Source organism: Pontiella desulfatans (assembly GCF_900890425.1).
GTDB classification, from domain to species: Bacteria; Verrucomicrobiota; Kiritimatiellia; order Kiritimatiellales; family Pontiellaceae; genus Pontiella; species Pontiella desulfatans.
Genome location: NZ_CAAHFG010000001.1, coordinates 742,136 through 762,942, shown reverse-complemented (window position 1 = coordinate 762,942; position 20,807 = coordinate 742,136). Strand labels below are relative to the sequence as shown.

Below are 20,807 nucleotides of genomic sequence, written 5' to 3'. Positions count from 1 at the left end.
GCGCTCGGAGAGCACGCCCTACCCTTCGGACATCTCCTGTTCGGCGCGGCGGAAGGCATCGGTGTAGCCCACGCCTTCGGTCTTCTGGATTTCGCTGGCGCGGTTGCGGATCTTGACGGCCCGGGCCTCGCCGCTGGGCTGGGCGTCGCGATTATGCGTCGCCTTGATTTTGGAATCGCGGTTGTGGAGGGGCTTCCGCGTAGCGGAATCTCGATGCTGGATACTTGATGCTGAATCCTGGGGCGTGGGGGTTTTCAGGTTTTTGAAGAGGGCTTCGGTTACGGTGCGGTTGGCGACAAACTGCTCGCGGACTTCGGCGCGGTTTTCGATGACGTCGGTATATTCGTCGAGAAAGGCATCGGCATCTGCTTCGAGCTGCGCCTTTTCGAGATCGGTAATTTTAGTTTCAGCGGTTTCGGCGCGGTTAAGCAACGCTTCGACTTCGGCGGGCGGAGTGATGTTTTCAATGGCGGACTGAATCACTTCAGCATCGGCCTCCGGCGGGAGATCCAGCTTCTTGAGCAAGGCATCGACAATGGCTTTCATTAATTCCTCCTGTGTTAAATCGGGTTTCTTATTAGAAGAAGCGTTTTCAAATCCGCCGTCGCCCAAAGGGCTATGGCGGACAAGCGGGGAACGATTGGAAAGGGGCAAAATTCCCTTCAAATTGGGGTCGTTGGTAACGGCGGCATTGAGCAGGCGAACCGGGCGAAGGCGGTTGTCGCCAAGATCCTCACAATCCGCTTTGGCCCATACGGGCGAAAGGAAGCGATAGCGCCCGCCCTTTACGGCGGCCTCGCCGATGTCGCTCCAGCGGATGTTGGCATACAGGCCAGCGGAGTCCCCGCCTTCGCGGAACTGTAGATCCGTAATCCAGCCGGCAGCTTCGGAATGCTTTTCGGCATCGAGGGAAAAGTGATCAAAGTCGATCAGCAGGCCGGGAAAGTTTTCCGACTGGCCGCGCGCGTTTTCAAACGCGGCTACCATGCGGGTGCAGGCGTCGGAATCGATCAGCTGGGTGATCCCGGCACCGTTGTGCGGGAATTCGCCCAGCGGCGCGAGCTGATACCAGTCGTCGGCGGGCAGTTCAAAGTTACGATTTAGAATCAAGTTCATATGCTCACGTCAAAAAAGAGAGATGCTCCTACTTATAGATGTTTTTTCAAACGGGGGTGGATTCACCACGAAGAATCGAAGGACACAAAGGGTGATTTTCCACAGAGAAATGGAGAAAACCGGAGGGATTATTTCGCGCAAAGGCGCTGAGGCGCAAAGGGGTGTTTAACCACGAAGATGGGAAGAACACGAAGGGAAGAATTTCACCACAGAGGGCTCAGAGGATCACAGAGGACGGAGGGCAGCGGACAGAAAACAGCAGGATTATTTTGCACAAAGGCGCAAAGACGCGGAGAGGGAGTTTAAACCGCTGATCACGCTGATTTCGCAGAAAGAAGATTCGGATCAGGGAGAATTCCCTGCCCACGGAGGGCAGAGAAAATGGAACAAGGGATTTATGAAATGGGACAGGGTGCGAGGAAAGGGGGAGACCGCATCTAGAACATTAAATTACTGGTTCCTGCTCCACTCCCCCGCGCTGAGAAATGATGAAATAATAGAACTGGTATCTTTCTCGAAATCCAGTAGAAGCTTTTTCAAAGATTGGAAGAATGGCGGGAACGGAGCAGCGTCACAAATGGCAGGGGTGGCAGTAAAATACTTAAATCCGAGGACTGACCCCTTTTTTTTCTATTCACCATCGCCTCCTCAAAACATTCCATCGAGAGTGCCTTTCCCCTACCTCCCGGAGTATTAAATCCAGTCGGAGTTCAGACTGGGATATATAGTGACAGAGAATGCCGGAAATGACATCTATCAGAATTAATAGGAGGCTTCTTCCGGCCAGCGGATTTCAACAACCCATAAACCAACGGATCGGGATGAATATTCCATCATACTCCAGACATGTTTCAGGCCGTTCGGTTATATGAAACGGCCCGAATCAATCTTCTTTAACCCGCAAGCGAATAAATGTCTGCGGTTCCCCGTCCTGCACTTCATTCGTGACCGCTTCAAAATCCATATCATATGTCCCGACATCCGGAATCTCGCTGTATCCAGCATTGGTCCATGAACCGGAAACCAGGTTCGTGCTGGTCTCCAGCCAGTAGGTCAATCCGGCATCTTTGCGGCGCGGATAGACATAGACCATATTGGACATCCCTTTTCCAAATACTGGAACATAGCCGTTCTCAGACGGGTTCGTCGGATTACCGCCCAGCGCAAACTCGGCGAGGTTATTCAGACCATCCCCGTCATCATCAGTTCCGGTAAGCTGATACCCCGACATCCAGATTTGATACGGTGAAAGACTGAAGTTCGCAACATCATTAAAATTCGTACCATAAAGCAGCATGTCTATTCCGACTGCATTTACCCCGGTGAATTGCGTATTTCGGAAATACGGCGCAGCAACCGAGGCCGCAGCAATGCTCAACGCGGTATCGGCATAAAGAAGCATGTACGTTCCGTTTCGCCCGTCATCCCACCACAACGAAAAGGTATCTGCATCCAGATTAACTCCCAGAATAAGGCTCATTCCGTCAGCCGAATTCCCTGAGATACCCTGATCGTTGGCATTACCCACGCCGAAGAAGGCATTATTCGCCCGGCCTCGAAGCCGCACATACACCTCCTGGTTATCCAGTTCAAACCCGGCGCGGATCTGGCAGTCGCCATCAAAGTTCCACACGGCATAGTCAATCCGCATGAAGACATTCCCATTTGTTACCGCTGTAAAAGGTGCGGCATGACGCTCATTCACCACGCCTGAAACCTCGGCCTGTCCATTACCATTCAACATCCAGTCCGCCTCGTCAGTCCACACCGCCAACCCGGCCGCGTTGTGTGCTGTAGAAATGGCTCCGGCCGCCTCGTCAAACTGCCAATTGGCCAATAGAGGCGAAACTTCCGGGGGGGTGTAAACAGAGTCCGCATAGCGATAATCATACATCGTCGCACTGACCGTGCGGATAGCATCCACCATCGACTGATGCGGCGTGTCACAGCCGTCGACCAGGCCCTTGGCGGCATTCTCGGAATCCTTAGGTCGCCCGGCCAGCGGCCCATCTATATAGGAGAACCAGTGCGCGCCGACACATCGCGGATCCTCAAGTCCACTGCGGACATAATGCCTATACGCCTCGCCGCGGTTGCGCTGATCCGCCGCATATTCAATGCCCGTCCAGAATTTCCCTCGGTCCAGTGCCCCGAAGTTGAATTCGCCCACAAAAAACGGCTTATCTTCCGGGAAAAACGGCTTATTCTCCGCCGTTACCCCCTGAAATTCATAGAGGTCCTTTTGGTAGATATTGAAACTGACCACATCACAATGCGCAGCCGCTGCTGATGCAACTTCCTTCAGCATGGTCGATCCTTTAATCCGGCTTCCAACATAAAGCTTCTGAGGAGCCACCGACTTCATTGCGGCCCGGAATTCACGGTAATAGGTATCCGTCAGATGCGCATAAAAAGCCTTCATATCCCCGCCGGCACCAGACCAGTTAAAGCTTCCGCTACCCAGCGCGGGCAGCAGGTCGTTAAAGCTTCCATAGGAAGAGCCCCAGGCCGCGTTTGCGGCTGAGATAGAGCCGTAGGCCGTCTCCATGAAATCGACCATGGCCACTTTGGCGGCGAGGCCGGAGCCGCACTGTTCCATGATATCGCGTGCTTCCTGTTCCGCATCATTGCCCCATTCGATTTCATTCTGGTCAAAGAACCCAATACAATAGGGATCGTCTTTGGCATCGCCGGTCCACCCGATCGCAGTAATCACATCATTACGGAAATCAGCATCAAACGGATCATTCAGCTTGTCCATAGTCGGTATCGTAACGCCCGGAGTCCAAATAATTTTTACGTAGGGCGTTTCCAGTCCGGCCGGCTGGCCATTCGATCCACCAGACCAGGCGCCCAGTGTATTCAGCCCCCAGTTGCGGGCGCGCTCAAGTGAGCGTTCGTGAAAGTCGGTTTCAAAATCAGCACCGTATTTTTTGTAGAGGATGGGATAGAACGATTTAAAATAGTCCCCGGAAGGAAGGCCTGAACCCGTAGGGGTATAAAATGCGCCATACACCGGATCGCTCCGTGCAGGAAGCGCCTCATAGAAATGGTTTTTCAGGCTGGATACATCTATCAACTCCTCGGTCAGTCCGACATCCGTGCAGCCCAGCGACCAGAACAACTTACCGGCCGGATCAACAAACCACCATTTTCCATCAATTTTTTCAGTCCGGAAATGACCGGTAGCCGGTAGCGTCGGCCCATTGGCCCAACCGCCGTACTCATTATATTCCATCGTTCTTGGATGGGCGGCCATGTCGGCATCTTCGGCCGCTTTCGCCGCTGTCAGATCAGCATCGGATGAAATTTTTCCCGGCCAGTCTTCATGCTTATACTGGAAGTATTCATCGATAAACGGAAAGAAGGTACTGTTCGTTGTAGGATCTGATTCCAGTGCCAGTGGCGCAGCACGGCGCTTTCCGCGCAGGTTATCAATCTGCACCGTCTGCGCATACTCCTGCGGTTCGAGCTGCAGGACCACTTCTGTGATCTGCGAGACATCCACACCATACCAGACGAGCGGCTGGGCATGCGGCAGACCATTCATATTAGGAAACAGGTCAGTATATCCTGGCACTTGGCCGGGACCCTTGAACTTGTGTCTCGGCATCATCGCATTAAAGATACGCGTTTCGGCCGGTTGCACCCAGGCATTGTGCGAACAGCTGGGCATATAAAAGATATCGTTTGCACCTGTACTGGAATCTTTAATCAGAATACGAACCCAGACTTCATTATTGCCTGGATTTTGGAAATCCATCGTCATATTGACATAATCCATCAAGTCCCAGCTCCCCGATGCCGGGCGAAGTCGAACCTTAACCCGTTCCCCCACGGCAGCGGTCAATTGCAATGCACTGGTGCCGTTCGATGAAACCACGGTCGCGCCCCCCTCTTCTACCACCAACTGCCCGGGGCTGAGCGGGCTGTCAAAATCGATTAACGACAGATCGGAAAGAGTCGGTTCAACAATGGGAACGGATGACGCTTCGATGAGCTGTACACCACTGATAAAGGCCGAACCGCCCATCGCGCTATCCAGCGTAAGGGTTACCACATCGTTCGTGAGCGGATTGGCCGCACTGCCGAATACCGCATAGCTGGCTTCATCGATTCCATCCGCGTCTGTTATATCGAAGGTTCGTGTAAGTATTCCCGATGCCGGGGTCGCCGTTTTATACCAGAAGGTCGAGGTACCGTCGCTAATTCGCGCACCGGCATTGGCCTCTTCACCGCTCAGATACACAATCGCGGCATAGCCGTTGGTAAAATTGGCATTAAGATTATTCAGGGTGACGGTTGCCGACCCATTGGTCCAGGCCACGACACCGGCCCGCAAAGGCGTGTCATTGTGAGCGGCTTTCCAGGTCGCATAGGTACTTGCCGATTTGGAGAAACTTACCGAGCTTGGATTACCATCCTCCCATACGAGGTTGGACATCGCGGCATTGGTGTTATTCCAGTTTCCCACAACCGTGCCCAGTGATGAGATACCATACGTTTCATTGGTTTCGAGCGTTTCTTTATCAAAGTTCCAGCCCGGCCCCGCATTGTGAAAGACATTCACACTGATGATATTGCCGGTATTGGTGGAAGACGGCGGTTCAGGCGGTGCAATCGATTCAGCGGTTAACACCACATCATCCACATTGATCAGGTATTTAATTCCACCGGCAGGGCGTGAAATTCGGAATTGAAGAAACTCTCCTTCAAAACCGGCCAGTGCAGCTTCATCAATCGTACCGGAGAACTGTTCCCATGTATTCGACGTACTGTTCTGACCCACCACAAAGGATCCTCTATGCGAGTAGGTTCCATCAACCGTCGGACAACTGAACAGCTCAAGTTCAATGGTGGATGACCCATTGAGCGCTCCGGGACTATGGCTGAGCATCCAGAATGAGGCATGATACGTTGTGTTGGAGGCCAGAGGCACCGGGAGATTCTGTGCGACCGACCCGACATCCCACACCTGCTTAAAGGTCAAAGACTGCGTATCGGAATGTTTATAGGCTCCGTCCTGACGATAGGACCACACATTATCTTCATTAATGCTAAACCAGGGGGCAGTTCCCGCATCGGGCTCTGAGACGGAAATACTTTCAAAACCGGGATCGTTTAACAGGTTATCGTTTGTTGAAAGAAACCCGGGAACCAATGTAAAGAGTTCTGCCTCCATTTCATCACGCTTGGCCTGCACGGCCGAATCGGCCGAATCGACCACATTCGTCCATTCGTGCGGGTCATTCGTCGTGTCGTAGAGTTCTTCCTGCCCGTCTTCATAGCGGATGTAGCGCCAGTTTTTCGAGCGAACGGAATAGTTCTGCTGTTCCGGCAATCCGCCGTAGCTCGTGACCATGGAAAGGGCCACATCGGGACCGGTCCAGATACCGGCATCCGGATCCACCAGCAACGGCTTCATGCTGTGCCCATCCAGATCGGCACCGGAGGCATTCTTTTTGGTATCGCCGGTAAGGCCGCACAGATCCATAATCGTTGGATAGAGATCAATCAAAGCGACGGGTTCATCCACCGTCTTTCCAGCCTGGGCTTCAAGGCCGGGAACGCGGAAGACCATCGGCACACGGGTGCTGTTTTCCCACAGCGTGTCTTTGGCAATGCTTTCCTTTTCTCCGAAATCATAGCCGTGATCGCTGGTAAGAATCACCATCGTATTGGATGCAAAGCGACTGCTGTCGAGGGCATTCATTACGACGCCGACCTGGTCATCAACAAATGCTACACAGGCCAGATAGGCCTGAAGATACACTTTCAGCCCCGCTTCAAAGGTCGGCCAGGAATCCTGCATGGCCCGGTATGCAACCTGACCGCCGGTATTGGTACCGAAATTATCTGTAAAATAACAGTCGGCCAAATCGTTTGAAATACGCGGCGGCAGCACCAGCGTATTGGTCGGAAACAGATCAAAATATTTCTGGGGTGCAACGAGCGGGGTGTGCGGATTTGAAAAACCAATCGTAAGGAAAAAATTAGTGTCCGTACCCTGCGCATCGAGCTGTGCAATTTTGTTCGTCGCCCAGATAGCCGACTCTTCGTCCTGCATGGGATCACGATTCGTATCATCAATGTAGTGATAGGGTCCCGAACCGGCCCAGTTGGAATTATACCAACCCGTATAACCGTTGACACTCGGAACATTGGTCAGCGAACAGACCGTTCCATTCAGAATGCCGATTTCATTAAACGGTGACGGTACGCCCGGATGAGCCGCGACATCGGTCCCGTCAAACGCCACCGGCCCGGCTCGGCCAAAACTACCGTATTCCGTCCATTCACTATTCAGGCGGTGATGCATTATTTTTCCGGTACCGTAAGCGCCATAGCCGTTATCGCGGAAATAATGCATCAGGGTTTTTGAATTGCTCAGCACCTCATTTTCATACCATGTGCCAAAGGCATAGTTGCCGGATGTGTGCGGGTATATGCCCGTCATAAAGGATGAACGGCTGGGGGCGCAAATGGGTGCGCTGCTGTGGGCATTGATGAAGGTGATGCCGGAAGCCGCCAGCGCATCCATATTCGGCGTCAGCGCCTGCGGATGCCCGCCGAAAAAGCCTTCATAATCATTCAGATCATCGCAGATAATCAGAACGACATTCAGGTCGCTGGAAACCTGTCCATATCCGGCAACCGCAATGAATAAGGCTGCAGACAATGCTGCAATTCTTTTCCACATCTTCTCTCTCCACTCTTTTACATAGTTCTTAAAAAAAACACTGCCCGTTTCCAGACAGTGCTTTCTCTCGACTGATCAAACCATTCTACTGTTCTGCATTTACCCGCAGGAATTCAGTCGTTTTTCCATCCGTCGGAATCCAGTTGGTAACCGATTCAAACTGGTTGGAAACCACGATACCCGTTCCCATTTCAATAGCATCTGTGCTGTTGGTCCAGTCCCCTAAGGACAGATCGAACCGCTGTTCTATTTTATAGTTAACCGAGCTGCCGTCAGTTACCCGTTTGGTATAGACATATTCAATATAGTTGGTCATGCCATCCGTTGCCTGACCTGCGGCATAGGGAAGATAACCCACGTTGTTTCCATTAGTCGGATTTCCTCCGAAGGCATATTCGCCAAAGTTATTCAGATCGTCGCCATCCGGATCGTCAGTATCCGAACCGATATCCCCATAAGTATAAGCCCAGCCTTCATAATGACTGATCGGTTCCCCGAAGAAGGCGGTATTATCCAGATAAATATTAGCATCATTGGATACCGCGCCGGATCCCACCAACAGGAACCGCAGGTTTTGGCCGTCGGCCAGCACATTGTCGGAAATATTGGTCAGCATAATATCAATATCATTAAAGTTACCCGTTGAACCCGTAACCGGAAGACCGCTTGCGGTGTAGATCAGGTTCGTAACAGCATTCGTGGTCGGCCCGGTGAGTTCATAGAGCGTTACCGTATCGAATGCATTTGATTGTCGGCCAATGTCAAAATGAAGAGAATCAATGCGCACCGGAACTGCATCTTCATAGCTGACCGTGATATTTATTGTTTCGTTCCCGTTTGTCACGTTATTGAGCACAGTCGACATGGTGAACAGATCCGTGGCACCGGCCTGGGTTCCAAAGGTGCCGTCCAGTGATCCTGCAAAGGCATTGGCCGGCCAGGGGCCGCCCCACATATTACCGACCGCGTCGGGCAGTTTATAACTGAGTGTAGCTCCGGCATCCCAGCCGGCAACAACACCGGCCGGAGGCGGCACTTCGAAGGATCCCTTTTCACCGATAATCTGGAAGCCTCCGATGGAGGTCCCATTAGCAACACCACTCAGCGTAAATTGAAGTGCATTTGCACTGAGGTTTTTAAAGACGGCATAGGTCGCCTGAGGAACAGTTACCCCTGTCGTGTTCGTGGTCTCAATCAAGTTGGTGGCGTACGTATTGGGAGTATTATAGTAGTACGTAGTCGTACCGTCGCTGATCGTCGCATCCCCTGACCAGCTCTTACCGGTCAAATAGACGATAACGCTGTACCCGTTTGAGAAATTATTGGCCATCCCGAAAATGGTAAATGAGGGATCGTTCCCTCCCCAACGCGTAGGCCCGGCATACAGGACGGTATTGGCCATATTGGTGTTAGTTCCATGATGCGTCGACATCCCGCCGGGTGCACTCACTACAGCACCTACGGTGCTGGTTGAGCCATCATCCCAGATTGCATCACCCACCGCATTGTATCCAACATTATGCCAGTTACTCACCACCGTACCCAGGGCCGAAATTCCATAGGTTTCTCCGGCATCGATGGTTTGGTCAGCATTAGCAGTATTCGCCGCATAGTTGACGCTGATAATTCCCTGTTCCGCCATTGCGGACCCCGTAGATACTGCCACGACTGCACTTACAATATACTTCCATTTCATCATCTCATTTCTCCTCGTTGTTTAGAGCGCGATTTTGCGACGGATAAAAAGAACCGCTCCACCGAACGCGGTCACCAAACCAAGCGTGGTTGGCTCCGGAATTGCGGTCAATGCGATATTGTCGTACGTGACAGACTTGTGCCAGGTCGGATCGGCGGGGGCCGTTGAGCCATCCCAGGTCACCACCATGGTAAATGTCGCGGTGGCTCCATTCGCAATGGAATAACCGGACAGATCGATATCAACACCCTGGCTGAAATAATTAGGGGTACCGATATCTCTGGAATGCAAGGTCGATCCGTCTGTCGCACCCGTGATTCCTGAAACAGCGATCAGATCAATATCGCCCCAATCCGTGGTATCCGATGTACCGGCACCTGCCGCGGTTTTTTTGTAATCATAGAAAAAGTTCTCCAAATCAACATCCGCGCCGGTGCTGTTCAGGAACGTAAAGGTTGTGGTCGCATTGCCTGTATTGGCTATGTTGGCCTGCAGGCCGGATATGTCACCCAACCCCGGATCAACGACCGGGCCGGTCGCCCCGGCATCCAGCGTGGCCGACTGAGTGGCCGCAACCTGTTGCGAACCTCTCTCACTGGTTGTCAAATTTGCGGTCCAGCCTGATGCGGTCGAGTCCGCTGCTTCCGTGTGCTGGGAGTTGTTGGCAGCATCAAATGCATACCAGGATCCCACTATATCCGCCTGCACCGCACCTGCAACCGTTAATGCCGCAATTATCATTCCTATATTTCTCATTATATACCTCTTCTATTTTATCATTTCCACGATTCACTGGACCTACATCCTCAACCTCATGAAAACAGCTGATTGATGTTGGATATAGGTATACAGATGCTGACAGTTTTCGCGCAACTATCAGAATTAATAGGAGGTAAGCAAAGGTGCTCTCTATGGAACAGAACACCATTTAAAATGATATTCGTTAACAAAAAGCCCGAAGGAAAAATCGGTAACCGTATGAATTCACCGTTATAACTGGAGCTCGACTGCCCGATGGAACAAAGCCCAATCAGCAGCAAAGACGTTTACGGAAAAGGGCTAAATAATATTTGAGCGAAGCGCTTTGGCTACGGCGCCGGACTGAGACGGCACATCCAGTTTCTTGTAGATGTTCTTGAGATGAAAATTTACCGTGGGGGTGCTGATGCCGAGTAATCCGGCAATTTCTTTGGATGCCAGGCCGTCAGCAAGCTTTTCGAGTACCTGGATTTCGCGCTCGGAAAGATCAAACTGTTTTTCCGGAACCGGCTGCTGCATGGAATCCAGCACAATTTTTGCAACCGCCGGGCTGAGGGAGGCCTTGCCCATAAATATATCATTGATGCCTTTGACGATATCTTCATCAGAAGCGGTTTTCAGCAGGTACCCGCTTGCCCCGGCCTCCAGCGCCTGCAATACGTTTTCTTTATCCTGAAAAACGCTCAGCACCATTACCGTAATGTCGGGCGCTACCTGGGCCAGCTTTTTAATGCCTTCCACGCCCCCCATTTCAGGCAGCCCGAGATCCATCAGCACCATATCCGGATGTTTTTCGCTTTTCAGCGCATCGAAAAACTCAATGCAGGAAGGAAAAATCTCTTCACAGGTAATATGGTCGGTCCAGTTTAAAATCTGCTGCAGCATACGCCGGTAACCGGCATCATCTTCAACAATCCACAGGGTGATGGGGATCATAGCGTCTCCTTTATTCACACATTCAGTTCGATGTTTTATACGCTTTAGCGGGTTCTTTCGAGAGTTTACTCAGCGGCACACGTAAAATCACAGACGTACCTTCTCCAAGGGCCGAGATCAAGGAGACATCGCCCCCCAACTCTTCCCCCCTTTTTTTCATACTCTCAAGACCCCAGCCCTTATTCTTTTCAGCCGGGTCAAACCCGCAGCCATAGTCCCGAATGGAAATCTGAAGCTCCACGTTGTCTGCACATACCGAAATCTCCGCCCTGTCCGCATTTGAATGCCGGGCGCAATTATGAATGGCCTCACGGAAAAACATGATCAGATGCCGTTTGACATTCCATCCCACTTCCACCTCCGGAATGTTTGAACCGATATCAACCGTAAGATCCATCCCGTACAACGTACGTTGAGCCCGTTCCATCATTTTCTCCAGCAGGGCCGGCAGAAGAATCACCTCCTGGTCGGTGAGCCAAACCACCTCACGCAGGGATGAGCAGGCCTCGCGCGCCATTAGGGCCAGGCCCCCAAGCTCTTCTTTAACCGTTTGATTAACAGCCATCGTCTCAAGCTTGGTGGACATCAGCGAAATACCACCGAGACTGCTGCCCACATCATCATGCAGATCCCGGGTGATGCGCTGCCTTAATGTGCTCAATTCCTTTTTACGTTTCCGCTGCTGACTGCGCCATACCAGAAACAACACCAACAGGAGCAGAACACCGCCGGCTATACTGAGCCGAAGCTGCAGAACGCGCCATGCATTTTCAGCAAGGACCAGTTCCCGTTCCACTTCCTTCAGACGCATGTCTAACGGGCGGCGCATAGCCAGGCCTTTGATCCGTTCCGATTCCGACAGAATTCGACGGCCCCGGCTGAACCCATCGACAAGCCGGGGAAGCTGGTCCAAGGCCCATTCGGGCAGGCCGGTTCCCGATATCGCGCAGCCCGTCGACCAAACCGTATTGTATTCTCCAACCCGTATTTCACCCAATCCGAGAATTTTACGGTTCTGGTACATCGTAAAATCATCCAGCGTCACCCTGACATATCGGGCTTCGTAGGCGCGCGTAGCCATTATCAGGAGATTGTCCCGATACATCTGCTGGCGGGCATTGCTGACTTCCGCCATGCGGACTTCTTTAAAATTCCGATCCGCAGAAAACTCCACCTTCACCTTTCCCGGGAAACCAAACAGTGGAACCTCCATCCCATGCGGAGCCTCCGCCGGCCAAATGTGCAACCCTCCAACCTGCCGCACCTCACCCAGATCCAACATTATCTCGACGGGAGCACAGGGTTCTCCATCATCCCAGTAAATCATGAGGTCATCCACAGCGGCAATTTCTTCGCTGAGAGGAAGCCCAAGACCGGCAAAACCATCTTTTAGATACTGCACATCCCACAACGGAGGTTTAGATAGAGAATTGGATGCATTAACTTTCACATCAGCTCCCCATCCCATCATGTTGTCACTCATTCGCTCCTTCATGTCGCGGCGGAAAAGGTAGAGTTCACCGAGCGCGTGAAAATCCCCCATAGATGCAGCACTTCCCTTCGGGAACGATATGCGGACCTGATATACTTTCTGACCCGAACATTCGAAAAAAACCGGATAAGGGCCAGGATCAGGAAAGTCCCGGTTCATCCAGTTGACCACTTCGACCCACTCGGCCTCATCAGGACGCTCTTCCCACCGACCAGGATCTCCACCAATCCACACCCCGCGATTTTCCAGCACCTCAATTTTAAAGCGTTTGGGAAAGGCATATGATTCAAGCCCGGTATCTGCAGCAACCAGCGCCGGCATAAGAGCAATTGAATCCAGTTTAGAATGAAATGCAAACTGTATGTCAATTCGTTGCACATCATCCGACGGGATCTCGATCGGCACGGAATGATATCCACGCCGGTCGGACAGCGGTTTCGGGGTATGCTGAGGAAGTGCAGAAATTTGTTTCCGCAGCATTTCCTGCTCCGCCTTCAGGCCCCGGATCCGCCCCGGCAGAAACCTTCTGCTGTAGGATTCTTTCTGTACTGACGTTTCACCGGCCTCATCAGAAAAACTGAGATCAACTGCACCCGTCACCTGACTGATTGCCGGAGTCAGACCTGATAACAACAGGACCAGGATCCAAAACACTATTTTCCTTTTTCTTCGCATATCAAATAACGTAACCAAATGTCCGACTAAAGAAAAGAAGATCGACGGACACGATCTCAAGACAGGACAACTCCCGCCCAGCTTCAGATGAAGAAAGAAATTTCCTTTTATAATCGATAGCCTATGGCCCTTGGAGTCCGCAGCGGAGAACCATTAGAACGAAACCGGGCTCCACGTTTGACTGAATACACCAAATTTTCAGCGTTCACCCTTGGCACAGGCCCAAGCGTAATACCACTCATTCCGTTACCAATTTGCAATCTCTGCGATACGGATACATCTCCGGAGCAAAACCGCGAATCGCTTCGATCAGTTCCGGATAGGGCGAATCCGTGGAGTCAATCAATCCGCAGTTTGCATTCTCCGCATCCTGATAGCGGCTTCCCGTTGCAGAATCAACATAGCTGAACCAATGCGCACCGACACAGCGCGGATTCCTCAACCCGCTCTTCATAAAATGAACATAGTTTTCACCACGATTGCGCTGGTCCGCCGCAAAACCGATACCGGCAAAAAACTTACCGCGATCCAGTGACCCGAAATCGAATTCGCCTACGATGAACGGTTTATCTTCCGGAAAGAACGGAACATCACGCGGATTCCGGATATTGAACTGATCCAGATCTTTTTCATACACATTGATACTCACAACGTCACAATGCCGGGCCGCCGCACTGGCCACTTCTTTGCGCATGGCTCCATCATGAATGCGGCTGCCTAGATAAAGTTTATCGGGTGCAACTGATTTGATGGCTGATCGCGCACGGCGGTAATAGGTATCCAGCAAGTGGCGGTAGAATGAGAGTAAATCCTCATCACCGGGTTCCGATGGTTCCCCGCCCCGTTCGCGGATATGGCGTATAGCCGCCTGTTTTGCATGAACGCCATCATCACAGGCCAGGATATTTCGAACCACCTCCTGCGGGTCTTCGCCCCAATGAATTTCATTGTTGCAGAAATATCCGATGCAGTACGGGTCGTTAATGGTTTCTGCATGGTACCGAACCGCTTTTATCAGCCTGACTTCAAATTCAGGATCAAACGGATCATACAGCTTATGCACCGGCTTCAGGGTTTCAGGAACCCAGAGGATCCAGGTATACGGCATCTTCAGTTCGGCCGGCTGGACTGCAGCAACCTTAGACCAGGCCCCGAGGGTATTCATTCCCCAGGACCGCATACGGCGGAGGGATATTTCGTCGGCATCCGTTTTAAAGTTATCGCCGTATTTTTTATAGAGCACCGTGCTCATCGATTCATAATCCATGCCGTTCCGGGAATAGAATACACCCAATACCGGATCGGACGGATCCGGCAATCCATCGTAAAAATGCCGCTTCAGGCTCAAGTCCAGCTTCATCACCGGACGGCCGACGCTTGTGCTGCCCGCGGACCAGAACAGCTTTCCTTCCGGATCGATGAACCACCATTTTCCGTCAATTTTCTCCACACGAAAATGTCCGGTTGCCTTAAACGTCGGCCCATCTTTCCAGCCGCCATACCGGTTATACGACATAGGACGGGGATGGGCCGCCAAATCCTTTTTCTCCGCCAGACGCGCTTTGACCAGATCTTCATCGGAATGGATCTTACCCGGCCACTCTTCATGCATATACTGCCCATACACATCAATGAAGGGAAAAAACGCCTCGGGATCATTTTCCAGTAGTTCAGGTGAAGCGCGACGACTCCCCCGGAGATTATCAATACGCAGCGTCTGGTGAACCTCCTTCGGTTCAAGACTAATCACCACTTCGCTCACCTGCGTGACATCAACGCCAAACCAGACCAGCATCTGGGCATGCGGCAAACCATGCATTTTGGGGAAACGATCCATATAATCAGGGCGCACGGCCTTATTCTTATATTTATGCCGCACCAGCAACGCGGGAAATACACGGATCTCCCCCGGCTTAACCCATCCATTGTGGGAAAGGTTAGGGCGATACCACGAATCATCTTTCGTGCCCGCATCCTTGATCAGCATTCGGAACCAGGCCTCATGATCACCGGGATTTTCAAAATCAACCGCAAGGTTGACATAATCCTTCAGGTTCCATGTTCCGGATTCCGGCCGGAGCCGCACCTTTACACGTTTATTGGGAGCCGCGTCGAGCTGAAGTGCGAAGCCTCCATTAACCTCAACAATTCGGGCGCGTCCTTCATCCACGCTCATTCGGGATTCATCAAAACCCTGCTCAAAATCAATCAGCATTTGCTCCGGCATCGGAGTCACTGCGCATACACGCCCCGCCATAATGAGGGCCATACTCATAACGATACTATTTCGAATCATCTCTTCTCCCAACAACCAGTACAGCATGAGCTCAACCACCCATCGTCGTCTGAACGAGATAAGTACATGGCGTCTGCCGGTCCTCTTCAGGGTCAAACCGCAGCTCCTCCATAGTCGGATTCCGGTTAAACACGCGTTTCTTGTCACCGAAAAACGATGAAAGAGGACAAATCCGGCAATCTTCCCGTGAAATCTGCGTTGATCCCCATGATGGATCAGAAGAATAGGTTTGTCAGAACGTTTGCGTCAACTATCAGTTCTGATAGTGAGATCAAAATAGCTTCCCCCACTAAAGGAAGCAGGTTTCGATTCTTGAACACATCCCCCGCCGACATGCGTCGGCAGGAGACATCACAGAACCATCAGGAATCAGTTCTCTATAAACAACCGGATAAATTTTTGAGGATCTGCTGTGGGGATTGAATTGGTCACTTCATCAAACGTTCCGCCGGTGACGTTGGTCCCCTCGACCGTATATCCGCTGTTGGTCCAGCCCGGTTCTGCAACAAGATCATCATCAGTTCCCAAATAATAGGTCAATGTGGGATCATCACTGCGCTGGGCATAAACGTAGCCAAAATCAGCTCCGTCTTTTCCAAAGGTTGGAAGATTTCCATTCACAAATCCGTTAGTGGGATTTCCTCCGAGGCCGTATTCATACAGATTAATCAAACCGTCATGATCATAGTCTTCCGATTCTGCTCCGATATCAACGCCCCAATCCGATGCCCAGGAGGCATAGCTATTGGTCACGACCGGCGTCTGCTTGAACGAGGCGTCATCAATGACAATGCGATGCGTTGCATTTTCATTGGCTTTGGCAATACGTATCTGCATGTAATCGCCTACCTCGGCCCCGTTGTCGATCAGGTCGGCCGTGGAGAATGGAAATACAAACTGCTGGTATTCATTTTCGTTGGTCACGAGATTGCCGAAGGAACCGATTCGGTACACATAATTGGACTCTGCATTATCGCTGGTCCAGACCGTCAGGTTCACCGAACTCGCGTTGACATGAACCCCGGTATTTGAACTCGGCTCGGTGATCAGCTTTGCGACCGACAGTTCAAAAAACTCACCGGGAGCAATTTGTAAACCGGTATTCTGTACGACGGCAACCTTATCGAAGTAATAGTTAAATTTCACGGCAGTTGAACCGGTAAGAACATTGGACGACACTGTTTCCGTGATGACTGAAAAGTTCGGATTCCCCCCTTCCTCACCAATGGTGAACCAAGGCACTGAATTTGAATTGGGCTCACTGCCGACCAGGCTTTCAAAACTCGGATCCTCCAACAGCTCCGGATAAGGGTTATCGATGATCGTGAGGGTCAATTCCTTATTCACAAAGGATAACGACGGAATGTAATCATTAAAATTCAGGAACGTAACAGTCACGGAATTGGACTGCGATGCAAAGAAGTTACCAGCAGTCAAAAGCGTAATACTGTTCTCGCCTCCCGTGTAGTTGGCTCCATCGATGATATATTCCGACTGTTCATCCGCAAAAATGCTGCCGGTAATTTGAAGCGGGGTAATTCCGGTCGGTCCAAGATTGAAGCGTATATTCTGATACGCGATGCCGGTTCCTGCTCCGAGGAAAACATCCCCTCCAACCGTTATACTTGAAGCACCCTGCCCATCAATCTCGAGGGTATGTTCCTGATTTTCCTGTCCGTCGGTAAAGTTGATGGATCCTGTAACATTGAGTATCCCACCGGCAACCGTGTAGGTGGCTTCGCCTGATGTATTCAACCCGATATTCAGCACGCCAATGTTTGCCGTCCCTCCCAGCTGTGTGAGCGTACAGGCATCCGCAATCGCTCCTGTATTCTGGTTTATCCTCACATTTTCTGCCGTAAAAGTTCCATTTGAGATTACGAGGTGGCCACCTCTTGTATTGCTAGTGGCACCGAGCGAAAAATTATTAAATGTGGCAAAATCAGAGAGAAGGTACATGATTCGATCACCACCAATGAGATCTTCATTATCTCCGGTAGAGGTTACAGTCACCGGATTTTCCGTTGGATCAAAAACACCTTTACTCCAATTGTTGGACTCGGTGACCGAACCTCCGCCTGGCCCACTGACAAAATCGGCATAAACGGGTCCGATTGCACAAATTCCCGTTAATAATATACACGACTTAATTACCGCTGATTTTTTCATTTTTCCTCCTGCTGTTTTCAATCGTTCGTATAAATCTCCCTATTCCTTACATTGATTTATATATTCCTACCTTTACTGAGAGGTAATATTTAAACGGATGAATTTTTGAGAAACATCAGTCGGCACCGCATTCGTGACTTCATCAAAGTCTTCTCCAAACAGGGTATTGGTTCCTGAAATTTCATAACCCGCATTGGTCCATGTCCCGGAAATCAGATCAACCGACGTTTCCAGTTCATAGACCAGATTCGTATCGTCGTTGCGCTGAACGTGAATAAACTGCATCCCCGACTCAGCTTTTCCAAACACTGGAATATGCCCATCCACAAATCCGTTGGTCGGATTACCACCCAGACCATATTCATAGAGGTTCAGCAGCCCATCATCGTCATCATCCCCATTCTCATCTTCCAGCAGGCCGTACTCTGCCGCCCAGGAGGAATATCCCGGCTCACCGGGATTCACCGCAAAACCGGAAATGGCCACGTTATCCACGAACCATGTTGGGTCACCGGTTGCGGCGGGATCGGCCCAGTCGATCTCAATACGGAACGAGGCGGTTTCGCCGGTTTCCAGAATCACATCAGCCATAGCATCCGTCGTATAGTCAATATGCTGCCAGGCAAAGTTATACAAATTTGACTCGCCGATTGTCCGCCACGCGAAAGCATCGTTCAAATCGCTGACCGGGGTAAAATGAATCACTTTAACCGTTCCGTAGTTGGTCACAGCCTGACCACCTTTGAAGTTCGTCTTAATGTCAAAATGAATACCGTTCACTTCAATATCATCGCCGGTAGTGTTGGTGACCTTCAAATCAAGACGTTCTCTATGGTTGTTCCCGTCAAAATCGCGAGTCAGCTGAACGCCGGAAGCCTCGGCATCATCCGATCCGGTTCCAACCAGGCCACCGAATGCGAACCCGATCTGGTCATAAGCGGGTGCGGAACGAGAACCACCTCCTGTCGAAGAAAATTCGGGATTCACTTCCCCTCCGATTAAGCCGAAAATCCCGGGTCTCGCGACATCAGGCGTGGAGTCATCCACATAATCATTCACCACATTATTGTTCGGCGCGAAATAGTTCCAGCCAGCCAGTATGCCTTCCTGTTCCAATGGAAGCGCCATTTCAATCGCCCCCATGTCGGGAGCACCAGTGATCGGATTTCCAAAAAAGTCCTCCGTCATCTCAAGTCCCCCGACAATCCCAATAACATCTCCGGGAATGTTAGTGATCACGATGCCCTTATCATCCACATAGATCGACGAATCCGGAACATAGTCCACGGCATTAAAACCGCCGGCCTGAGCAAACCTGGGATCGCCAATCGTTTGATCGACTTCTTCAAACGGGAAACCGGGTGGAATTATGCCGGAACGGGAATACAGATTATTGGTCCAGAATACGCCCGCAATCATCTCCGGCGTGTAGTCGTCAGCAAAGTCGCCGGTGATGTTGGTGGTAGCGCCGTCCACATGAAAAATATTGTTCGCGATTAATACCCCTTCGCTCCATTCCTGGAAACTGAAGGTGCTGGTAATATTGGTGTTCACATAAATCGTATTGTTGTAGATGTAACTGTTGTAGGGTCCAAACGGATCATTCCCCGATCCCACAAATCCGCTCAACCAGAAAATGTGACCGTCCTGATTGTTGGGAATGGTGCCCTGATCAACAACACCCTTCACCCGGGTCCCATCATCAACACTAATGTTATACCGATAGGTGCAATTGCTGTTGTTCCCCAGAATTTCCAGAAACCCTCCCGCATTATCGATGCTGAGGTTACGCTGTACAATCACGTCCCGGTTACCGAAGTCAATATGCACGCCGCACGAGTCCGCCCGACCCCGGGCATGCATGAAGGTATTTTCTTCGATGAGGACATCATCGCAGGTCCACGGCCAGATCCCGCTGCCGCGTCCATGCATGCGCGGGTCAGAAAACGAACCCGATTTATCCACCAGATTTCCGCGAACAACCACATTGCTGCAGCGCCCCGGCTGAAGGGCCGGCCCGCCGATATCCCACATCATATTATGTTCAAGCAGTATCCGGTTACTGCGGTTCATGGATATCGCCTTATACCCCACGTTGGAGATGGTGCAATCCACCACCAGAATATCATTAACCCGATAACTCACACTGGTATTGCCGCTGCCTTGAAATGAGATCGCGGTTCCAATATAGGTCGTCGGGTTGGCGCCCTCACTTGCGGTATCTGTCTCCGGATAAATATCGCGAATATGCAGATTGGTCAGGGTGATAAAATCACTGCTGTTTCCCCAGGTGGCATTGACATAAACCCCGTACTGATCCCCGGAATCGCTCCCGTCCACGGTATTCGTGCTGTCGCCCGTAATTTCAAGATCACGCACCAGAATATGTTCGCAGTCTTCAATATGAACCCCGGCTAAATATCCTCCGGCATCTACAACCGGTCGCTCACCCGTACCATACGCACCAATGACCAAGGGAGCATTGGAGGATCCGCCCTGTCCGGATAAATAAATTTTTCCAAAATGCGTTTGATTCCGTTTCAACAGAATCTCAGACCCCTCGCCATACGCTTCACTGTTTACGCGATCCAAGGACTGCCAGGCCGTCGCCATACTGGTTCCATTGTTGGTATCACTGCCGCTAACCGCATCGATATAGAATGTTGCTGCAACAGGGATCGATGTGGTCAGGCTTGCATCATCAATCCAGATTCTGTGGCTGGCATCCGGATTATCCCGGGTGAAACGGATCTGAATATATTCCCCATCGCGATCGTTTAAAATACTCGCCGGAACCGTCCCGACAAACTGCTCCCAGGTACCATAGGAAATGTTCAGGATTTCCGCATTAAATGTTCCGGCCTTCGTATAACCGGATCCCTGAGTCACACTCGTAAATAATTCAACCGACACAGAAGGTGCATTGACATGGTTCGTACTGCTGCTCTGTTCATCGGTCAGCATCCAG

At 51.2% G+C, this 20,807-nt stretch carries 9 protein-coding genes; all 9 read right to left on the bottom strand.

The window, feature by feature from the left end:
• Nucleotides 1–18: 18 nt before the first annotated feature.
• A complete protein-coding gene (locus E9954_RS02760) occupies nt 19–1,116 on the bottom strand; it encodes a phage protease (protein ID WP_136077710.1) in 1,098 nt (365 codons plus the stop codon).
• 883 nt (nt 1,117–1,999) lie between these two features.
• A complete protein-coding gene (locus tag E9954_RS02755; protein ID WP_136077709.1) occupies nt 2,000–7,816 on the bottom strand; it encodes a sulfatase in 5,817 nt (1,938 codons plus the stop codon).
• 85 nt (nt 7,817–7,901) lie between these two features.
• A complete protein-coding gene (locus tag E9954_RS02750) occupies nt 7,902–9,515 on the bottom strand; it encodes a hypothetical protein (protein WP_136077708.1) in 1,614 nt (537 codons plus the stop codon).
• Between the two features lie 18 nt (nt 9,516–9,533).
• Nucleotides 9,534–10,268 carry a PEP-CTERM sorting domain-containing protein gene (locus tag E9954_RS02745; RefSeq protein WP_136077707.1) on the bottom strand — a complete coding sequence of 245 codons (735 nt, stop codon included), beginning with the start codon at nt 10,266–10,268 and terminating at the stop codon, nt 9,534–9,536.
• 303 nt (nt 10,269–10,571) lie between these two features.
• Complete coding sequence (locus E9954_RS02740; protein WP_136077706.1) at nt 10,572–11,207, bottom strand: response regulator; 636 nt, start codon at nt 11,205–11,207, stop codon at nt 10,572–10,574.
• A 22-nt stretch (nt 11,208–11,229) separates the two neighbouring features.
• Nucleotides 11,230–13,353 (bottom strand): sensor histidine kinase, encoded by a 2,124-nt coding sequence (locus E9954_RS02735; protein WP_168441915.1) that lies wholly within the window; start codon nt 13,351–13,353, stop codon nt 11,230–11,232.
• A 259-nt stretch (nt 13,354–13,612) separates the two neighbouring features.
• Nucleotides 13,613–15,670 (bottom strand): hypothetical protein, encoded by a 2,058-nt coding sequence (locus tag E9954_RS02730; RefSeq protein ID WP_136077704.1) that lies wholly within the window; start codon nt 15,668–15,670, stop codon nt 13,613–13,615.
• A gap of 369 nt (nt 15,671–16,039) precedes the next feature.
• Nucleotides 16,040–17,839, bottom strand: coding sequence for a hypothetical protein (locus E9954_RS02725; RefSeq protein WP_136077703.1), 1,800 nt, complete (start codon nt 17,837–17,839; stop codon nt 16,040–16,042).
• A gap of 72 nt (nt 17,840–17,911) precedes the next feature.
• The gene (locus tag E9954_RS02720; protein ID WP_136077702.1) at nt 17,912–20,803 is read right to left on the bottom strand and encodes a right-handed parallel beta-helix repeat-containing protein; all 2,892 of its coding nucleotides are present in this window, start codon (nt 20,801–20,803) and stop codon (nt 17,912–17,914) included.
• Between the last annotated feature and the right edge of the window lie 4 nt (nt 20,804–20,807).

Coding starts and splice junctions, on each gene's coding strand:
- E9954_RS02760 (WP_136077710.1), bottom strand. CDS start 1,116: ATGAACTTGATTCTAAATCGTAACTTTGAACTGCCCGCCGACGACTGG.
- E9954_RS02755 (WP_136077709.1), bottom strand. CDS start 7,816: ATGTGGAAAAGAATTGCAGCATTGTCTGCAGCCTTATTCATTGCGGTT.
- E9954_RS02750 (WP_136077708.1), bottom strand. CDS start 9,515: ATGATGAAATGGAAGTATATTGTAAGTGCAGTCGTGGCAGTATCTACG.
- E9954_RS02745 (WP_136077707.1), bottom strand. CDS start 10,268: ATGAGAAATATAGGAATGATAATTGCGGCATTAACGGTTGCAGGTGCG.
- E9954_RS02740 (WP_136077706.1), bottom strand. CDS start 11,207: ATGATCCCCATCACCCTGTGGATTGTTGAAGATGATGCCGGTTACCGG.
- E9954_RS02730 (WP_136077704.1), bottom strand. CDS start 15,670: ATGATTCGAAATAGTATCGTTATGAGTATGGCCCTCATTATGGCGGGG.
- E9954_RS02725 (WP_136077703.1), bottom strand. CDS start 17,839: ATGAAAAAATCAGCGGTAATTAAGTCGTGTATATTATTAACGGGAATT.
- E9954_RS02720 (WP_136077702.1), bottom strand. CDS start 20,803: ATGCTGACCGATGAACAGAGCAGCAGTACGAACCATGTCAATGCACCT.